This is a genomic window from Selenomonas sp. oral taxon 892 str. F0426, from assembly GCF_000468035.1.
Taxonomy (GTDB): Bacteria; Bacillota; Negativicutes; order Selenomonadales; family Selenomonadaceae; genus Centipeda.
This window is the reverse complement of the sequence record NZ_KI260545.1, coordinates 85,777-104,446: the sequence shown is the minus strand read 5'-3', so window position 1 is coordinate 104,446 and position 18,670 is coordinate 85,777. Positions and strand designations below refer to the sequence as shown.

The 18,670-nt window shown below is 56.0% G+C and carries 18 protein-coding genes, 1 tRNA gene and 1 other RNA gene; 18 read left to right on the top strand and 2 right to left on the bottom strand.

Annotated features, from left to right (window positions below; translation table 11 throughout):
• The first annotated feature begins 8 nt into the window (after positions 1 to 8).
• The 12 genes from HMPREF1992_RS09175 to HMPREF1992_RS09120 all read left to right on the top strand — a co-directional run bounded on the left by HMPREF1992_RS09175 (position 9) and on the right by HMPREF1992_RS09120 (position 11,579).
• Positions 9 to 641, top strand: a complete 633-nt coding sequence (locus tag HMPREF1992_RS09175) for a sigma-70 family RNA polymerase sigma factor (protein WP_021685616.1) — start codon at positions 9 to 11, stop codon at positions 639 to 641.
• A 79-nt stretch (positions 642 to 720) separates the two neighbouring features.
• Positions 721 to 1,272, top strand: a complete 552-nt coding sequence (locus tag HMPREF1992_RS09170) for a hypothetical protein (RefSeq protein ID WP_037359409.1) — start codon at positions 721 to 723, stop codon at positions 1,270 to 1,272.
• 75 nt (positions 1,273 to 1,347) lie between these two features.
• A complete protein-coding gene (locus tag HMPREF1992_RS09165) occupies positions 1,348 to 3,294 on the top strand; it encodes an outer membrane protein assembly factor (RefSeq protein WP_021685614.1) in 1,947 nt (648 codons plus the stop codon).
• Positions 3,294 to 4,607, top strand: coding sequence for a hypothetical protein (locus HMPREF1992_RS09160; protein ID WP_021685613.1), 1,314 nt, complete (start codon positions 3,294 to 3,296; stop codon positions 4,605 to 4,607). Before HMPREF1992_RS09165 ends, HMPREF1992_RS09160 begins: the two co-directional genes overlap by 1 nt.
• A 20-nt stretch (positions 4,608 to 4,627) precedes the next feature.
• Positions 4,628 to 5,584 carry a glycosyltransferase family 2 protein gene (locus HMPREF1992_RS09155; protein WP_021685612.1) on the top strand — a complete coding sequence of 319 codons (957 nt, stop codon included), beginning with the start codon at positions 4,628 to 4,630 and terminating at the stop codon, positions 5,582 to 5,584.
• Positions 5,581 to 7,041 carry a glycosyltransferase family 39 protein gene (locus HMPREF1992_RS09150; RefSeq protein ID WP_021685611.1) on the top strand — a complete coding sequence of 487 codons (1,461 nt, stop codon included), beginning with the start codon at positions 5,581 to 5,583 and terminating at the stop codon, positions 7,039 to 7,041. The genes HMPREF1992_RS09155 and HMPREF1992_RS09150 overlap by 4 nt, the downstream gene beginning before the upstream one ends.
• 80 nt (positions 7,042 to 7,121) lie before the next feature.
• Entirely contained in the window at positions 7,122 to 7,526 is a 405-nt protein-coding gene (locus HMPREF1992_RS09145) for a hypothetical protein (RefSeq protein ID WP_021685610.1), read from the top strand.
• Between the two features lie 84 nt (positions 7,527 to 7,610).
• Positions 7,611 to 8,075, top strand: a complete 465-nt coding sequence (locus HMPREF1992_RS09140; RefSeq protein ID WP_021685609.1) for an OmpH family outer membrane protein — start codon at positions 7,611 to 7,613, stop codon at positions 8,073 to 8,075.
• Between the two features lie 80 nt (positions 8,076 to 8,155).
• Positions 8,156 to 9,199: a hypothetical protein gene (locus HMPREF1992_RS09135; protein ID WP_021685608.1), complete on the top strand. Its 1,044-nt coding sequence runs from the start codon at positions 8,156 to 8,158 to the stop codon at positions 9,197 to 9,199.
• Between the two features lie 19 nt (positions 9,200 to 9,218).
• Positions 9,219 to 9,650 carry an OmpH family outer membrane protein gene (locus tag HMPREF1992_RS09130; protein WP_021685607.1) on the top strand — a complete coding sequence of 144 codons (432 nt, stop codon included), beginning with the start codon at positions 9,219 to 9,221 and terminating at the stop codon, positions 9,648 to 9,650.
• Positions 9,651 to 9,664: 14 nt separating this feature from the next.
• On the top strand, positions 9,665 to 10,690 hold the full coding sequence (gene lpxD, locus HMPREF1992_RS09125) for a UDP-3-O-(3-hydroxymyristoyl)glucosamine N-acyltransferase (RefSeq protein WP_021685606.1): 1,026 nt from the start codon (positions 9,665 to 9,667) through the stop codon (positions 10,688 to 10,690).
• Position 10,691: 1 nt separating this feature from the next.
• Positions 10,692 to 11,579, top strand: a complete 888-nt coding sequence (locus HMPREF1992_RS09120) for a lysophospholipid acyltransferase family protein (RefSeq protein WP_021685605.1) — start codon at positions 10,692 to 10,694, stop codon at positions 11,577 to 11,579.
• Between the two features lie 40 nt (positions 11,580 to 11,619).
• Here the strand turns inward: HMPREF1992_RS09120 and HMPREF1992_RS09115 are convergent, their stop codons facing one another.
• Both HMPREF1992_RS09115 and ssrS read right to left on the bottom strand, forming a co-directional pair.
• Positions 11,620 to 14,091 (bottom strand): cell division protein FtsA, encoded by a 2,472-nt coding sequence (locus HMPREF1992_RS09115; RefSeq protein ID WP_021685604.1) that lies wholly within the window; start codon positions 14,089 to 14,091, stop codon positions 11,620 to 11,622.
• 143 nt (positions 14,092 to 14,234) lie between these two features.
• A non-coding RNA gene (ssrS, locus tag HMPREF1992_RS11250) (6S RNA) lies at positions 14,235 to 14,409 on the bottom strand.
• Positions 14,410 to 14,618: 209 nt separating this feature from the next.
• On the opposite strand from ssrS, the gene dhaL reads away from it, so the two are divergent.
• From dhaL to HMPREF1992_RS09085, 6 genes are all read left to right on the top strand, one after another.
• Entirely contained in the window at positions 14,619 to 15,242 is a 624-nt protein-coding gene (gene dhaL, locus HMPREF1992_RS09110) for a dihydroxyacetone kinase subunit DhaL (protein ID WP_021685602.1), read from the top strand.
• A gap of 3 nt (positions 15,243 to 15,245) precedes the next feature.
• On the top strand, positions 15,246 to 16,751 hold the full coding sequence (gene gltX, locus HMPREF1992_RS09105) for a glutamate--tRNA ligase (protein ID WP_021685601.1): 1,506 nt from the start codon (positions 15,246 to 15,248) through the stop codon (positions 16,749 to 16,751).
• A gap of 69 nt (positions 16,752 to 16,820) precedes the next feature.
• A tRNA-Glu gene (locus tag HMPREF1992_RS09100) sits at positions 16,821 to 16,895 on the top strand.
• 83 nt (positions 16,896 to 16,978) lie between these two features.
• Positions 16,979 to 17,737 carry a sulfite exporter TauE/SafE family protein gene (locus HMPREF1992_RS09095; RefSeq protein ID WP_037359481.1) on the top strand — a complete coding sequence of 253 codons (759 nt, stop codon included), beginning with the start codon at positions 16,979 to 16,981 and terminating at the stop codon, positions 17,735 to 17,737.
• 39 nt (positions 17,738 to 17,776) lie between these two features.
• Positions 17,777 to 18,178 (top strand): rhodanese-like domain-containing protein, encoded by a 402-nt coding sequence (locus tag HMPREF1992_RS09090; RefSeq protein ID WP_021685599.1) that lies wholly within the window; start codon positions 17,777 to 17,779, stop codon positions 18,176 to 18,178.
• A 23-nt stretch (positions 18,179 to 18,201) separates the two neighbouring features.
• A complete protein-coding gene (locus HMPREF1992_RS09085; protein ID WP_037359406.1) occupies positions 18,202 to 18,621 on the top strand; it encodes a rhodanese-like domain-containing protein in 420 nt (139 codons plus the stop codon).
• Positions 18,622 to 18,670: the final 49 nt, after the last annotated feature.

The following is an 18,670-nucleotide window of genomic DNA, read 5'->3' as shown; positions in this document are numbered from 1 at the left end:
GTGTGTCTGTGTTTACGGAATACATAAAAAAACTCTCTGCCGTCCAAAAGCTTACGCCGGAGGAGGAGGGGGCACTCTGGTGCGCCTATAAGGAGCACGGAGATGAGACGGCACGCCAACGAATCATTGAGTGCTATCAGCCGCTCGTATTCCGTGAAGTCTCGCCGTACCGCTCGCTGCCTGCTGTGATGGATGCGGTGCAGGAGGGAACGGTTGGGCTGATCGAGGCGGTGGAGCACTACGATCCCGCGCGAAATGTGGCGTTTAGCCTCTACGCAGTACATCGGGTACGCGGTCGTATTATGGATTTTCTTAGGCGCGAGGGCAACGTCGATCTGCCCTGCCTCGAGTCTGAAACGGAGACGCCGGAGACGGCGAAGGAAATGCTTGTCGATGAGCAGCCGTCGGTTGCAGAACTTGCCGAACACCACGCGCTGCTTGGGGTACTTGATGCAGCGATGCAGCGTCTTCCCGTACAGGAGCGCCTTGTGCTCGAGGGCGTGACCATCGGTGGTGCACGTGCGCAGACTATGGCAGAAACGCTTGGCGTGACGCCGGCGCACATCTATCGGCTGCAGCAGCATGGCATCCGCCGCATTCGCGGCATGCTCTCCCGTTTTATGCAGCATTGGCAGAATTAAAAATTAGTACCAAGCTTTAATTTTAACTTCTTGAATCCAGACTATAGACTGTAGTATAATCTCGGGAGGAGGAGCAGCGGTGGATGCGGATCGCAGAGAGCGTGCAAAATCCATTCGTGCGGCACGTGACTGGCTCATGGGGGCGGAGAATGCGCTCGCCGGTGAGGATGATCTTGCGGGCGATCTGAAGCTCATGCTTGCGCGTGCAGAGCTTGCGCGAGTCGCGGCCGACCGTCGCGCTCGCTTCCAGCGGTGGAGCACATGGCTCGTGCCGTCGATCGCGGCGGCAGGCGTCATCGCGTGGATGCTGTGGGGGAAGACTGCGGTGCCTGAGACCATTCCGCCGCCTGCGGCGCAGGAGGCGGCAATATCTGTGGAAGCACGTGCTCCCGTGCCGGATCCAACAGCATTTCATCCGCCGGAGCAGCCTTTGCCGGCTGCAACACAGAGCGCAGAATATGTACCTTCGGAGCGTGAATCACCCCCGGCAGCGGATCGCGTCGAGGAATCGGGGCGCGCTGCGGATACAGAACCTGTATCTCCGCATTTGATGTCCAGGGCGTCTGTGCACATGCCGAACGCCGATTTGCAGCGGCTTATGCAGGTCGGCGGCAAGATTTTAAGAGAATAGTCGATCTGTCCTCCCGCGAATCCTGCGGGTGGATTGAAATAGCGCAGTTCGTGCGCAATGTAGGAGGTTTCGCCTTTGAACAGCAAGAAATACCAGAGACTGACACTCGCCGTTGCCCTTAGTGTAGGGGTATCTGCATTCACTCTGCCGCATGCGTTTGCGGCAGAGGAGGCCGCCGCAGAGACTGCGGCATCCGCGTCTGCAGCACCAGATGCACCGGTATTGAGTGATGCCGCGCCGTCTGCTGTGATGGACTCGACAGGTACGGTTGTCACAGATGCGCCGACACTCACTGCAGCGCCTGCTCCCACAAATTCGGATGAGCGTGCTGCTGCATGGGCGGAAAAGCGCCCCGCAGAGCAGGAGATCTCCAACTATCTTGCAGAACAGATCGGCAAGACGATTGTAGAAATCAATTTCAGCGGTGCAACGGAGGCAACAGAGCCGACGGCGCGTGCAGCGCTTGCGATGCATGTGGGCGATGCTGTTTCAGAGGAAGGCCTTACGCGAGATCGTGATGCGATCTATGCGACGGGGTATTTCTACGATCTCTATCCGACCTTTGAGAAGGTGCCGGAGGGAGTCGTTCTGACCTACAATGTTCTCGAGAATCCAGAGCTCAAGGAAGTGAAGATCGAGGGCAATACGGTCGAGTCGACAGAGACTCTGATGGGGCTTGTCACAGTAAAAAACGGTGAACTTCTGAACTCGCGTGTTCTGCAGGAGAATGTGCAGGCGATCCAGGAGAAGTATCGTGCGGACGGCTACATTCTTGCGAAGATCACAGATCTCAACATCGCACAGGACGGAACGCTCACGATCAAGATCAGCGAGGGCATGCTCGAGGGGTATAAGGTCAAGGGCAACAAGAAGACGAAGGAGCACGTCATCCTTCGAGAGATGCGGCAGAAGGTCGGAGAGCCGTTCAATGCAAACATGGCGCGCCGCAGTATGCAGCGTGTCTATAACCTCGGTTTCTTCGAGGATGTCAATGTCAAGATGAATCCGGGCGTGGAGCCGAATGCGGTTATCATGGAGTTGGATGTCAAGGAGAAGCGCACGGGCTCGTTCGGCATCGGCGCGGGCTACTCCAGCTCTGACGGTATGGTCGGCATGGTGAGTGTCAGCGACACGAACTTCCGCGGCATGGGCGACACGATCAGCCTCAGCTATGAAATGAGTGGTGATGATACGGATGCGCGCGGCTATACGTTTATGTATCGCCGTCCGTGGCTCGATAAGAAGGAGACGGCGGGGACACTGCGTCTCTACAACCGCACCTATGAATACGATGACTACGATGAGAACGGCAACCACAAGGAGTCGTTCATGCGTAAATATGCAGGCGGTGAGTTTACCCTCAGCCGGCCGATGAGCGAGTATTCGACGAACTTTGTTACGCTGCGCAACCGCCAGGACAAATATGTCAAACACACGGAGTCTGGTAATGCGGGAAATCGCAGCGGGGCTTCTGCGTGGATCAAGAACAACTTTGGCACGACGCGCAGCATTACGCTCGAACACGTAACGGATACGCGCGATAATATCTACGAGCCGACGATGGGCGCACGCGCCTCGCTCTCGGCAGAGTTTGCGGGATTCGGAGGCGACTTCTCGTATCAGAAGTATACGCTCGGCGATGCACATTACCTGAAGGCTGGCCGTGCGCAGGTATTTGTCCTGCGCGGACAGTATGGCATCAGTAAGGGAACGATCTCGGAGTACAGTCAGTTCCGTGTGGGCGGGCAGGATACGATCCGCGGCTACCGCGAGGATCAGTTCCGCGGTACGCGCATGGCGCTCCTCTCAGCAGAATACCGCTTCCCCATTGTGTCTAAGGTGACAGGAGCGCTCTTTACGGATTACGGCGGTGCTTGGACGAGCGGCTTTATGCCGGAGAACATGCATGTGAGTGTTGGCATTGGCCTCGGTCTCAATACGCCGATTGGACCGCTGCGCCTTGACTATGGCCGTGGGTCCCAGGGCGGACGCGTCCACTTCCGCGTCGGCGGAACGTTCTGATGCGGCAGGGAATATCCCTGCGCGTGTATTGGTGTCTTCTTTTCCTCATTTTGTTTGCTGGATGGGGGCTGTGTGCCCCCGCATATGCCGCAGAGGACTCCCGTGTGGAGGAGACTGCGGCTATTGTCATAGGCAATCAAAATATCCCGCCCATCGTGCGCACGCGTATGGAGCGTACCATTGCTGCGATTGCCTCCGAGCGTATGGAGGGGCGCCTCCTGGCATCCGTCTCAGCGGCGGAGGAGGCAGAGATCATCGGTGCCGTCTTTGACCGCTTGCTCGTCGGCTACACAGTGACGGAGGTGGTCGTTCGTCCTGCGCGGCATACGGTGGTCGAGATCCACCTTGCACCCTGGACGGATACGATTCAAAGCGTATCCGTAGAGATGGAGGTGGAGGGGATGCCTCCCGCTGTAGAGGAGATTGTACGCGCTGATCTTGCAGATGTCGGAACAGTCTTTTCCGAGGCCCTCGTGGGACTGCCCGTGGCGGCAGCCGACTGGGCAGCGGGTGCTCTAAAAAAGAGCCTGACCGCCTATATGGAGGAACATTTGCCCGAGTTCCGTGCGGACTATGATATTGTGGTCGACCCCTCAGCAAAGATACATCTTACAGTCTATCCACGACTGCCTGTTGTGCGTACAGTGGATCTCTCCATGCGATCGAATACGATCCCGAATGTCACGCTGCTGTCGCAGCGTGCAGCGATGGAGACGGCGGTAAATCGCCTTGTGGGCGTGCCCGTTGCCTTCGTTGCGCGTCACTGCTCTGTATTTGAACAGCAGCTTGCAGAGGGGCTTGATCATGCGGGTAATCTTCGCCCTCTGCATCTCAGCTCGCGTGTGATGATTAGACCGGGCGAACGCATGGAGGTCATGAGTCGGACGGATACGACGCGGTATCGTCTGCGCCTCACCGGTTGGCTCGATATTGGGCGTACGCACGAGAAGCGCAGCAATGAGCAGCGCGATCTGCATGTGCGTCTGCACGCAGGGCAGATGCTCAGCGCGCGGGATGAGCTCTATGTTGAGACGGATGCAGCGCCTGAGGATATGAGATTTGACTGGCGGATAGGGTATGCGCGTGCACTGCTTCCCCAACTGACGGGGGAGCTGCGCTGCGAGTTGGGAGATCAGGAAATCTCCGTTGCAGGGAGCTATGAGATTCATCCACGCTGGCTCCTGCGGTATGAGCACTGGACGAATACAGGGGCATGGGAGTGGGAACTGCGGTATCAGCTCCATGATTTCCTGAGCCTCGCGGGGATGGTCGATCGCAATGATACCTGGCTGCGCCTGATTGGACATTTCTAAATGAAAGGAGGAAAGGCTCTTTGAAGCGGATTTCAATCGTTGTCCCAGTCTACAACGAGGAGGATAATATTGAGCATTTTGTCCAGGCGGTCGAGACGGTCATGGAGAGACTGCCCTACGAATATGAGATCCTGTTTATTGACGATGGATCGCGAGATCAGAGCCGTGAGATTCTCCGTACGCTAGGGGAACGCGACACGCATGTGCAGTCGATCTTTCTCGCACGCAACTCAGGACATCAGCTGGCACTTACCTGCGGAACAGATCATGCAGATGGTGATGCCGTCATCACGATGGACGGCGATATGCAGCATCCGCCGGAACTTTTGCCTATCCTCCTTGAAAAATGGGAGTCGGGATATGATATCGTCCAGACGGTTCGCCTGACGACAGAGGGGGTCTCCCTCTTCAAACGATTCACATCAAAGTACTATTACCGCCTCCTCAACGCACTCTCGGATGTGGAGATCCAGGAGGGCGGTTCGGATTTCCGCTTGATGGATCGAAAGGCTGTGCTTGCTCTGCGCCGTTACCGGGAACACGCGCGCTTTATCCGTGGGATCGTGGGAGCGATGGGCTTTCGCAAGACAATCGTTGAGTTCGTAGCGCATGAACGCTTTGCAGGGCGTTCTAAATTCTCTCTGCACAAGATGATCTCGTTTGCGCTCGATGGGATTCTGGCATACTCAGTGCAGCCGCTGCGTGTCGCCTTCTACGTGGGCGTCTTGTCTGCGCTGCTCGCCGTTCTGCTCTTTCTCCACGTTCTCTTTGAGACGCTCAGCGGGGCGACAGTGCCTGGCTGGTCAACAATTGTCGTGTGCAGTCTTTTCTTCGGCGGCATGCAGATGATGATGCTCGGTGTATGCGGTGAATATATTGCACGTATTCTGCAAGAGGTGAAAAATCGACCGCTCTATTTGATCGCCTGCGATAATAGGCACGCTTCAGAAGAGGAACACAGGGAGGACGGCATATGAACGAACGGCTTACGAGCAGCGCAGCAATCCTATGCCTTGTCCTGCTCTATTTCTGGGGGAATGGACAGCTGGCCGTGACGGCGCCTGTCGAGGTAAACTACGCGCAGACGGCGAAGGAGATGCTTTCTGCAGGTGATTGGCTCTCCCCTCAGATCTACGGTAATTATTGGTACGACAAGCCCATTTTCTTCTATTGGGAGCTCCTTGCAGCGTTCTCCCTATTCGGCGTGACGGACTTTGCTGCGCGGTTTTTCCCTGCGCTCTTTGGGTCGCTGGGCCTGCTCCTGACCTATGTCTTTGCACGCAGGATCTACGATGAGCGAACGGCGTTCTGGTCGACGATCATTCTTGGGACGGGCGTCCTTTACTCCGTGCTTGCAAAGCTGATTCTTACGGATATGAGCCTCTTTGTATTCTTCGGGGGCACACTGGGGGCGTTCTTCCTAGGCTACTATGAGCAGCGGCGAGGATTCTTCTACATCGCCTACGCCTTTGCCGGACTAGGGGTTCTCACGAAAGGGCCGGTCGGCTTCCTTTTGCCGGGGCTCGTGATCCTCGTGTTCCTTCTCATCCGGCGTGATCTGTCTGCATTCGGGCGCATTGCGCTCCCTACAGGGCTTCTCGTCTTTGCGGCAGTCTGTGCACCGTGGTATCTCTATATGTACTTTGCCCACGGGGCGGATTTCATCAATACTTTTCTCGGGATTCATAACGTCCTGCGTGCGACCGTATCTGAGCATGCGAAGTGGGATGTCTGGTACTTCTACCTTGGTATCTATTTCCTCGGGATGTTCCCCTGGAGTTTTGCCCTGCCGCTTGCGCTCTACCGTGCGTGGCGCATTCAGCCGATCATCGATGTACGGTCTCTCTTCCTGCTCGTCTGGGCAATCGTGGTTCCCGTATTCTTTCAGCTGATGGCAACGAAGTATCCGACCTACAGCTTTCCTGCCTTTCTGCCGACGGCGATTCTAACGGCACGCCTCCTTTCACGCAACCCGCGCATACTTAAGACGGGGGCGATTCTTGGCATGGCACTCTACCTTGTCGTCGTTGCTCTTGTGACGAACTACTCAGAGAGTGACGGGCATTTTAGCGGCAAGGAAATCTCATCGATTCTCTCTCAGACGATGAAGCCGGACGACCTCTTAGTCTGTTATGGGGACTACACGGCGACGGTGCCCTACTATACAGGGCATACGATGTATGCCCTCGCAACGCGTGAGCAGATTGCCGAGCGTGCGCCGAAGGAGATGAGCTGGAACAGCAAGAATGTCATGCCATTCCTCCCCCTGGACGAGCTGCCGATCGACCGAACGGTTTACCTCGTTCTTGAGCGTCATGCATTTGACGCCTTTGAGGCGGAGTTTGTCGCGCAGGAGTGGGAACTCCTTGGCACGCAGCCAACAGAGGGGCGGACGAAGCTGCGTGTCTATCGACGTGCAGCGGCGATCCCGTGAGGATTTCTCCTTGAATGAACGCACAGAATAGTGTATGATAGAAAAAGTATAGGAGAGTTTGATCAGAAAGAGGGATTGTCATGATGAAGGTCAGCAAAATCGGTCTTGTGGCAGCGGCATTCGCAGCGTCCTCCATGCTTGTTGCGGGCTGCGGCGGCGGAAAGACTGCAGAGCGTGCACCGGGCCCCGGTGCGCTGCAGGGGGCACGTGATGCGCAGAATGTCATCACGAAGGAAAATTTTGACAGCCTCCGGTCGGATCTGACTCTCAGTGATATGGAAGGATTGTACGGCAAGGCGACCCTCGTCCACCAGAGCATTGTGGATGGCGTCTACAGCTCCACCTATCGCTTTCAGGACGGTCCCAAGATCGTGGATGCGACCTTTACGCATGAGAACTGGCTGAACAATCCTCTCAGCTGCCCTAAACTCGCAAATATGGAGTTTTCGGAGAGACCGATGGTTGCCCAGCGCGTTGTAAAATAATATTGAACTGAGCGCCGCTCTTTGTTATAATAGGAGCGTTCGGTCACGATACCGACAGGTCGGATAGAAAAGGAGATTTTATTCATGATCAAATTGCAGCAGAAGCAGGTTAAGATTATCAGCATTCTCATCGCCGTCGTCTTCGTCGGCTCGGTGGTTGCACTCGCACTCACACAGAGCGGCTCGGGCATTGCCTCGGCAGCTACCTCCTCCGTCGGCGTTGTGGACTATCGCCAGGTCGGCAGCCAGCATCCTCAGCTCGCAGCAGCCAATGCAGAGATGCAGAAAGCTTCGCAGGAGGCACAGGCGGATTTCGAGACGAAGTCTGCAAAGATGAACGATCAGGAAAAGTCGGATTACTACCAGCAGACGATGCAGCGTCTTCAGCAGAAGAATGAAGAGCTGATGGAGCCCATCGAGAAGAGCATCCAGGACGCGGTCAAGAGCGTTGCTGAGAAGAAGGGGCTTTCTGTCGTCATCGAGAAGGGCGCTGTGGTCTACGGCGGCCAGGACATCACGCAGGATGTCGTCAAGCAGCTGAGCAAGTAATTCTCAGAAACCGCGCATATGTACCGGGCAGAGCGCTGCTCGGTACATTTTTGTAAACGGACAAATGCAGGAGGTGTGCTGTGGGAAATCTATGGCAGACGAAACGCAGGGAAATCCTCGTGGGCGGAGCATGCCTCCTTGCGCTCCTCATCTCTGTGTTCTTCCTCATGAGAGATCGGCAGCCACCGCTGGAAGAAAGCGATATCGGCACGATGCGTCTCGCAGAGGTGCTGGCGGCCCATCCGTCTTATGAGCGACTCTCCGCACTGCGTGCCGAGGAACGAACGCTTACTCTGCTCTTGCGCGATCTTCCGAAATCTCCCGAGATTGAGCCGCCGGAGACAGATGAAGCACCATTTGATGACTCGGTTTGGCAGAAAAATGCGCAGACGGTCATTTCGACGCGCGTGGAACTTGAGCGTGAGCAGAAGCGTCTCACGGAGGTCTATCGCAAGCAAACGGAAGCTCAATATGAGGCACGAAAAAAGGAAATCGATGACGAGTATCTCAATGCTATCCTGAATATCAACCTCAAGATTGATAATCAGCGTGCGATGCACGGTCCCGACGTCTCATCGGAGGAGCTCGCTCGCGAGCGTGCCGGGTGGGAAGCAGAGCGTGAGGTGCTCAAACAGGAGCGCGCTGAACGTCAGATGGTGCTGTATCACCAATGGCAAGAGGAGATTCGCGCTCGTGTTGCTGCACGGATGGAGCCCCAACAGGCGGCTTGGACGAAGCGTGCACAGGACACCGTGGCTGCACAGAAGGCTGAAGCGGAACGCCTCAAGAAAGAGGTGGAGGAGCGCAGCGCCTCAGAGATGGCGCGTGCACTCGCGGCACACGACGGAAAGACTGCACTCACAGCACGCGTTATGCGGCTTGCCGTCGTACGCAGCGAGGCAGAGGCGCTCGAGGCCGAGATTATGCGTGACATACGGAGCCGTGCGGCCAAGCTTGCCATCCAGCACCATTTCTCTCTTGTGCTTGCCTCCCCGCAACTCAGTGGCGTGACCCTGCTGGCGGAGACAGAGCCATTTACAGTGCGCCGCTATGCGCCGATCATAAGTGCTACCGCACATGATGTGACGGCTGAGATGGTGCGTGAAATGCAGACCATCAAATAACGAAAGGACTAATCTACAAATGAACTATATCAGTAAGGCGGCTGCGGTCGCTCTTCTCGCTCTGCCTGTCTTTGCCGCGGGCTGTGGACAGGTTCACATCGGAACTCTCGACCGCACGCGCGTCCAAGAGGAGGCCCCCGCAATTAAGGCGGTGGTTGCTGAGGCAAACGAAAAACTCATGGAGGCGCAGCAGGAGGCGCAGTCGAAATTCGAAGCGAACCCTGCGATGACGCCGGAGGAGGCGCAGCAGCTTCAGATGGAGACCCAGCGCAAGATGGCGGGGCTCAACCAGATGTACAGCATTCAGCTGGAGCAGAAGATGAATGTCGCTGTACAGGATATCGTGAAGGAAAAAAAATTAGACGTTGTCATGGACTCCTCCAAGACATACCCGAGCGTACTTATGGGCGGTATGGACATTACGGATCAAGTGATTCAAAAACTCCAATAAAAGGGGCATGAAGCATGGAAAAGACAGTCAATGAGATTGCGGAGCTTGTCGGAGGCACAGTCAGTGGTGATGGTACACGCGTGATCCGCAGCCTCGCAGCACTCAACGAAGCACACGAGAATGATCTCGCCTTCGCCGTGCCTCCACATATTGATGCGGCACGTACCGCGGCAAAGGCAGGGGCGCTCCTTCTACCAATCGGCACGGATGGATTTTCGTGCCCCGTTGTTTTCGTGTCCGATCCAAAGGCGGCATTTGCAAAGCTGTTGACAATCTTTACACCGCCAATTGAGCATGCTGTCGGAATCAGTGATGAGGCGTACATCGGGGCGGATGTACGAATCGGGGAGGGCGTGACGGTTCTTCCCTTTGCCTATGTTGATGATCACGCTGTCCTCGGTGCAGGCGTGACCATCTATCCCCATGCATACATTGGGCAGTACAGTGAGATCGGCGATCACACGGTCATCTATCCGAGTGCGACGGTGCGGGAGCACTGTCGTATTGGTGCACGCTGTACGATTCATAGCGGTGCGGTCATCGGGGCGGATGGCTTTGGTTTTACGACTGAGGCGGGCGTCCATACGAAAGTGCCGCAGGTCGGTGGTGTCGTTATTGAGGATGATGTGGAGATCGGTGCGCATGTCGGCATTGACCGTGCAACCCTTGGGACTACCGTCATAGGAAAGGGGACGAAGATCGACAACCTCGTCCACATCGGACACAACTGCAACATTGGGGCAAACTGTCTCATTGTTGCCCAGACGGGGATCTCCGGCTCGACGAAGGTGGGGCATAACGTCACCTTTGGCGGACAAGTCGGCACGGTTGGGCACATTAATATCGGGGCGAACTCGGTCTATGCCGCACGCTCCGGAATTATCGGGGATATGCCTGAGGGCGTTTTCTGTGCGGGTTTCCCCGTACAGCCGCATACGGAGTGGCTGCGTGTTCAGGCTGCCATCCGGCGCCTGCCCGAGATGGTGAAAAAGATCAAGACCCTCGAAAAAGAACTCGAGGACCTGCGCGGGAAACCCTGAGATGTTCTCGTACTATGGGGTGAAACTCCTCAGCTTCCTCATCTGTCTCCTTCCGCACAATACCGCGATGGCACTCGGAGCGGGCCTCGCACGGATGGCGTGGAACTTTGTCCCGACCAAGCGAAAGCTGCTCGCAAAGGAGCAGATCATCCGATGTCTCGGCACGTCGGAGGCAGAGGCAGAGAGCATCGCGCGGGCGAGCAGTCTGCGCTTTGGTCCCATGCTGATGGAGGTTCTGCGCTTTCCTGTCATGAGGACGCGCATGGAGGACTACGTTTCGATCACAGGCGCGTTGGATGAGGTTCGTGCGGCCGTCGCAGCGGGGAGAGGGGCAATCTTTGCTACATCTCACAGCGGCAACTGGGAACTAATGGGCGGAGCGTTCGCCTGTGCGGGGCTTCCTATCGTCGGCGTGGCAAAGAAGCAGAGCGCAGCAGGGATGGATCGCTTCATCAACGAATACCGTGCCCTCGTAGGTATGCACATCACCTATCATACGGGCGTACGTGAGATGTTCCGCATGATCGATGCAGGTTGGATTATCGGTCTCATCAGCGATCAGGATCCTGCGCTGCGTGATGGTGTCATCATTGACTTCTTCGGGCAGCGAACGAACGCTTTCACGGGCGCTGCGGCGATTGCACGGCGCTGCGATGTACCGATCTTCCCCGTGTTCATTCATCGAGAGGCGGATGGGCATCATGTTCTCACTGTGGAAAAGGGGCTCATGGTCGAAAAGACGGATGATCGCGCGGCAGATATCCGGCGTATGACGCAGACGATCAACACGCGCATTGAGGAATGGGTGCGGAGGTATCCAGAGGAGTGGTTCTGGCTGCATGATCGTTGGAAGTCTCTGCGCAATGACAACGAAAAGGGCGTTCTATGAAGCAATATGCTTCATAGAACGCCCTCTTATGATGCAAAGATCAGTCGTAGCGCATGAGAGAGTCAATCGTGATTGTGCCGCTCGGGCTCTGTGGAGCAGGTGCACCTGTGGACGATGTCTCATCGGTTGGTGTGAGCGCCGCACGTGCAGCAATGCTGCCCAGAATGGCGCTGGCAGCAGGAGTGCCGGGAGCAGGAGAGACATCGGATGTATTGTTGAGTGACTCCAGCGGAGTAAACGCAACCTCGAGCGTGTCGCCTGTGTGAATGGGACTCGTAAAATCTGCCTTGACTCCGTTGACGAGGATGGTGAAGGTGACACGGCTGGTCGCAGGCGGCGGAGTAAATCCGACAGCGAGCAGTGCTTCACTTACGTTGGCACTGCCGGAGCCCTTCTGATGTGTGATGACCGAACCGTCTTCCACTACAGTGCCGGGCGAGGCTTCGCGGCCGTTGATGGTAAGTGCAAACCCAGAAGCAGGTACGGCATGCTCCCTGCCTTCGTACGTGATCATTGCATAGGAGGAGGCAGAGAGATCAAGTACGGTCTCAATTGTCGGAATGGCAGTTTCCTCGTACTCAATGACATCGCCCTCATGCAGCATCGTTGAGAGCGGTGCTGCTGCGCCGTTGAGCGTGATTTTCGGCAGACTCGAGAAACGACGTGCCTCTCCGTTCAGTGTATAAGAAATACGTCGTCCTGTCGGGGGGAGGTTCGCGGCACGGAGCACCTCGCCGAGGGTGCGCTCGCGTCTTGAGACGATGACATCGCCGTCGCGGAGGACGGGATCGCCCTCGGGAGTATTCTCGTTGATAAGGACACTGGCGGTGACAGTAATTTCCTCGCCATTGAGAACCACAGGGTAGCTGTCGAGCTCACCAATGACCTCACTGAGGTGTATCTCAGGCTGTGTGCCATTTTCACCCGCAACGAGCTTGATCCGGCAGTCGTCATGGATGGGGGAGTTAAGGTCTGCACTCTTGCCGTCAATGGTGATCTGTGCGAGCGTGCCCATCGTGCCGGGGAAACTGCGCCTTTCACCATTCACGGTGATCATGAGTCCCATGCCGGGGCGGCCGTTGTACTTGCGCAGGTTGATGCCGGCGGCAAGCAGGGCGTCGGAGACATTCAGTTCGCGGAAGTTGAAGAGACTGTACTCGATGTCGTTGATCCAGACAGCTAGGAAATGCAGGGTGTTGATCGAGGCAATCTTCAGGATGCCAAGCGGTGTGACCGCATCAGGAGCATGAAGCTCCTCCGGGAGCCCCGCAACGCCGTCCACCTCGTCGGGCTGGCGCACGGCAACACGTGACACGGGGATATCCAGTGCCTGTGCAACAAGCTCTGGCATCATGGGGGTGAGTGCACCGCCGCCGACGAGCATGACTGCCTGCGGCGGCTCACCGTTGAGTTCGATGATCTGCTTTGCAATTGCTTTTGCAAGATTGTCAACACCGGGACGGATTGCTGCAACGACCTGCTCGGCAGTGAGTGAGAGCTTCATGCCAAGGATGTCCGTGAATGAGACATCCTGTCCGTCTGCGGCCTTGCGCTTGATGTCCTCAGCGATGTTGAAGTCGAGGAGGTACTCACGTGAGATGGCCTCTGTGATCTCATCGCCGGCCATGGGGACCATGCCGTAGGCGATGACAGAGCCGCCGCGTGTGATGGCGACATCAGAGGTGCCCGCACCGATGTCCACGAGGACGAGGTTCAAATGGCGCATCGTCGGCGGGATGAGGACGTTGATGCCCGCGATCGGCTCGAGCGTGAGCGCACGCATCTCGAGATGTGTCTCACGCAGCGCCGACTGCATGGAGTCAACGACCTGACGGGGGAGGAAGGTTGCGATGACTGTTGCCTGTGCGTGTCGCCCGCGCTGTCCGACAAGTGTCTTGAGCTCGTTGCCGTCGAGCGTGTAGCGGATCGTGCTGTAGCCGACACAGTAGTAGCGCGTCGGATCGTCGACCGTATGCGAGTGAGCGAGCTTTCGCTGTGCTGCCTGTACGCCGGCAAAGTCAAGGTCACGCTGCTGTGCAGGGGTGATTATGCCTGAGATGTCTTGCTCGGCTTCTGCCGTCATGGTGTAGAGGGCTCGTCCGGCAGCGGCGACAGCAGCACTTTGGAGTGCACCCGTCCGCTCGGTGAGGCGGCGTTTGACCTCACGGATGATAGCGGCGACCTGCGGCACATCATGAATTTGTCCGTCAAGCATTGCACGCGTTTTGTGCTCCATGCGTTCCGTTGCAAGAATATGGAGCAGACCATCACGCTGCTCGGCAACGATGCCGATAACACTGCGTGTTCCAATATCGAGTGCAAAGACAAGCTCTGTCGGACGCTCGTGGCGCAGGGGCGACGGCGGCGTGCCTGCATCACTCTTCTTGGGGCGCCCGCGCTTTTTGGCAGACGTATCCTCCGTCTCCTCGTGCACGTGCTTCTTCGGGCGGCCGCGTCTCTTTGCGGGGGCATCTGCACTCATTTCTTCATTTGTTTTATCCAGATCCGGCATTTCGATCTCCCTTGAAAACTAACGTATACTATTTTTATTTATTCGGTTCTTTTTGAAAAAATCCTGCCAATCTGTGCTTAGGACCGGATGCAAAAAGGTCAGAACGGAGCCGCCGCAGGGGCAGTTCCGCTCTGACCACAAGAGAGGGGTCTGAAATGCCGTATGACTTATATGTCTATACCTGCGTAAAGCAGGTGGGTACCCTAAGTCCGACTGCCGCGTTCACCGAAGTGCATCACGTTCATCGGAATCAATTCGGATTCCCTAAAAGATCTGTAGGTTAGACATTGCTAAGGCACACGCACATCTAAGGCTCACCTTCTTGTTCATTATGATATCATAAAAAAAAGTACGTCGCAAGACTTGACAAACAGAGGAATTGGAATTTGTTGTAAGAATGTGAAATCTGTCTTTTCGGAAAACTTTATCGAAATATATTCAGCCTCTTTTCCTTGAGAAAATCCCGTGTTATAATATACGAGAGAATATGGAATAATTCAACTACAGGGAAAGTTGGTGCGATTTAGATGGCAAATGTTCGGGATGCGGTGAATGCGGTCATCACCGCAATTATGGCCCAGAAGGACTACCTCACAGCCGTGGATGCAAAGACCGGAGATGGGGATCATGGTCTCAATATGGCGCGTGGCTTCGCTGCCGCAAAGGAGCAGCTGGCAGACCTGCCTCCCGATGCGCCCGTCAAAGATGTGCTCTATCACATTGGGCGAGCGTTCATCGAGAATGTGGGAGGGGCTGCAGGACCTCTCTATGGCATTGCCTTTATGCGGGCAAGCGAAGCCGTAAACGATAAGACGCGGCTCGACGTACAGAGCTTCGAGAAGCTCTTTAGTGCCGGAATTGATGCGATCCAGCGCCGCGGGCGAGCTGAACGCGGTGACAAGACCATGCTCGATACGCTCATCCCCATTCGCGATGCATTCCGTGCTGAAAATGCAGACGGAAAGAGCCTGCGCGAATGTCTCGAGGATGCGCTGAATGCCGGACGTATGGGGGCGGAGTACACAAAGACGATTGCGGCACGACGGGGACGTGCCGCTCTCATTGGACCGCGCAGCATCGGGATCGAGGATCCGGGCGCGATGAGTTCACTCATCATGTTCCGTGCGTTGTGCAGCTATTTGCGCGGCTGACGCATGGAATTGGTTTTGGGAGGAAATGAGTTGACAAATACGGAGATTCGCACCCGTTTTGCACCGAGTCCGACGGGATATATGCACATTGGCAACCTGCGTACAGCGCTCTATGCGTACTTATTTGCCCGCGCAAACGACGGGACGTTTATCCTGCGTATTGAAGACACTGACCGCAATCGCTACGTTGCGGATGCAGTGGAGTTCATTCGGCGCACACTCGATGCTGCAGGGATTGTTCCCGATGAGGGGCCCGATGAGATCGGCGGTGCCTATGGTCCATATGTTCAGAGCGAGCGCATGGAGATCTATAAGAAATACGCAGAGCAGCTTGTTGAGAGTGGGCACGCCTACCGCTGTTTCTGCCATCATGCCGAGGAGGCTGAGGAATCCGCCGAGGAGGGAAAGTCCTTCGGCGGCTATCCGCGCACTTGCCGCGATCTTAGTCCCAGCGAGGTGGAGGAGCATCTCTCACGCGGCGAGGAATATGTTATTCGGCAGAAGATGCCGCTGGTCGGTGAAACAACGTTTCACGATGTGGTGCATGGCAACGTCACGATTCCGAATACGGAACTCGAGGATCAAGTGCTCCTCAAGCGTGATGGCATGCCGACCTATAACTTTGCAAATGTCATTGATGATCACCTGATGAAGGTGTCTCATATCATCCGCGGAACGGAGTTCATCACCTCGACGCCAAAGCATGTCCTCCTCTACGAGGCATTCGGCTGGGAACCCCCTGTGTTCGTGCATCTCGCTCCTGTCATGGGTCGTGACGATGAGACAGGAAAGACGAGCAAGCTCTCAAAGCGGCATGGTGCAACGAGCTTTGACGATCTTGTGAAGATGGGCTATCCCGCTGCTGCGATTGTGAACTATGTGGCACTCCTCGGATGGAACCCAAAGACGACAAATCAGGAAATATTCTCGATGGATGAGCTGATTGAGGCGTTCTCCATCGAGGGGCTCTCCAAATCGCCGGCAGTTTTTGACTATGATAAACTAGGCTGGATGAGTGGAGAGTATTTCAAAGCGATGTCGGATGAGGCGTTCGCTGCGGCGGCACGTCCCTATGCCGGAGAGCTGCCGCAGCACATCGAGGAGCAGTGGGCGGCAATTGCGGGACTCCTCCGCACGCGCGTTGCGAAGCTCTCCGATGTGCGCCCTGCGATTGAGTTCTTGATTGAGACGCCGCCGTTTGATGCCGCGCTCTATGAGAACAAGCGAAACAAGGTAACCCCTGAGGCTGCCCAGCAGCTTCTGCCGGAGCTCATCGATATTTTAGCGGCGCTGCCAGAGGACCGCTGGGAGAACGAGCTCCTCTACGCACTGCTCGAGGAGTGCATCGAGCGTGAGGGGTGGAAGAAAGGGACGGTTATGTGGGTGCTGCGCATCGCAGCAGCGGGGCAGGCAGTGACGCCGGGCGGTGCGACGGAGCTCCTCGCCATTCTCGGCAGAGAGGCAGGTATTGCGCGTCTCAAGGCAGCTCTTGCACGGCTCTCGGCCTAATACGAACGGCGAAAAAAATACTTGCCTTTTCCCTGATTCCATGCTATAGTATCTCCTGTTGACATATGTGGCGCCTTCGTCAAGTGGTTAAGACACCGCCCTCTCACGGCGGGTTCATGGGTTCGAATCCCATAGGCGTCACCATCGCAATAAATAGGAGCTGCTGTGCAGCTCCTTTTGTGTCTACAGGGAGCGGACAACTCCGTGTTCCTATGGAGAATCGTATTATGCTCTTTCTGTCTATGCTTCTCATGGGAGGGATTATTGGCTTCGTCGGAGCTGGCGGCGGTGGTGTCATTATCACACTCCTCGTGGTGGGGTTTGGCGTACCTATTCATCAGGCTCTTGCCGTTGCGCTGGGCTCGATGGCGTTTACGACACTCTCGGGGGCAGTCAGTCACTACCGCGAGGGGGAGGTCGTCGTAAAAACAGGCGTCGTCCTCGGTATGGGCGGATTTTTAGGGGCCCTCGTTGGGGCGGTGATCTCCAACCATATGCAGGCACCGAACCTCAGCCTTCTCACCGGTGTGATGCTTCTCTCGAGTGCATTTCTCCTCTATCTGCGCATCTATCAGGCAGAGTGGCTTGCACGGCGAATTCACGTGCGCGAGGAACTTCTCACGGGGAGTCAGCTCTATCTCTATGGACTGCCCATCGGCTTTCTGTGCGGAGTGCTTTCGGGGGCTTTTGGAATTGGCTCTGCGGCGTATATCCAGATCGCACTCATGGTCACCTTTGGAGTACCTCTTTTGCAGGCAATTGGAACGACGATGATGATCATTGTTCCGATTGCCGTCAGCGGAGGGATCGGCTATGTTTTCTATGGGCAATTTGAGATGTGGATCTTTCTTCAGACACTTACTGCACTCTCGATTGGCTCATACTGCGGTGCAAAATTGACGCACCTTGCACCGCGGACAGTGCTCCGCTTTTGGATTGTCGCACTGCCCTCCATCGGCGGCCTCATTATGATATGTTTCCGATAGACCGCCGTGTTTTATCTGCACTCGTTTGGGGGGGAATATATGAGAAAACTGTTGGCTGTCCTGCTGCTTATAGTTATGGCGTTCACCGAGACCGCCTGCGGAGGGGACTCCGTCAGGGAACGCAAGGATCAGGCAAAATATCGGCGCATCACGTCCGATGAGGCACAGGTACTTATGCAGCAAGAGCAGGGCTATGTGATCCTCGATGTGCGCACGCCGGAGGAGTTTGCGCAGGGGCATATTCCGCACGCAATAAACCTCCCTGAGAACCGTATTGGAGAGGATCCTCCAAAGGATCTGCCGGATCGCGATCAAACGATCTTTGTATACTGTACCAAGGGCGTGCGCAGCATGAATGTTGCGAATCGCCTTGCCCATATGGGGTATAAAAATATTGTTGAGATGGGCGGTCTTCAAGACTGGCATGGGCCGCTTGAATAATGTTTTTTGGATGAGGTGTATCTATGTGTAAACGATTTATGGCACTTTGCCTATGTGTTTTGACGCTGGGAATCTGTGGCTGCGGCAGTGCGCAGTCCTCCGGGCCAACAGCGGGGAAGGAGCAGGGAATGGCGGCATTTCAGCGCGTGACCTCGGATGAGGCACAGAAGATGATGGCGACGGAGACAGGATATCTGATTGTCGATGTGCGGACAGCGCAGGAGTTTGCGGACGGACATATCCCAAATGCGATCAACATTCCGAATGAGTCGATCAATACGACACCGCCGAAGGAACTGCCCGACAAGGCGCAGAAGATTTTCGTCTACTGCCGCAGCGGCGTACGCAGTCAGCAGGCGGCGCAAAAGCTCGCTGATATGGGCTACACGAACATCGTTGAGATGGGCGGCATCAAGGACTGGCACGGAGATGTCGTGAAGTAAGTCTAAGTAAAGGATAAGGGGGCTGTTGCACGAACGCCCCTATCGGCTC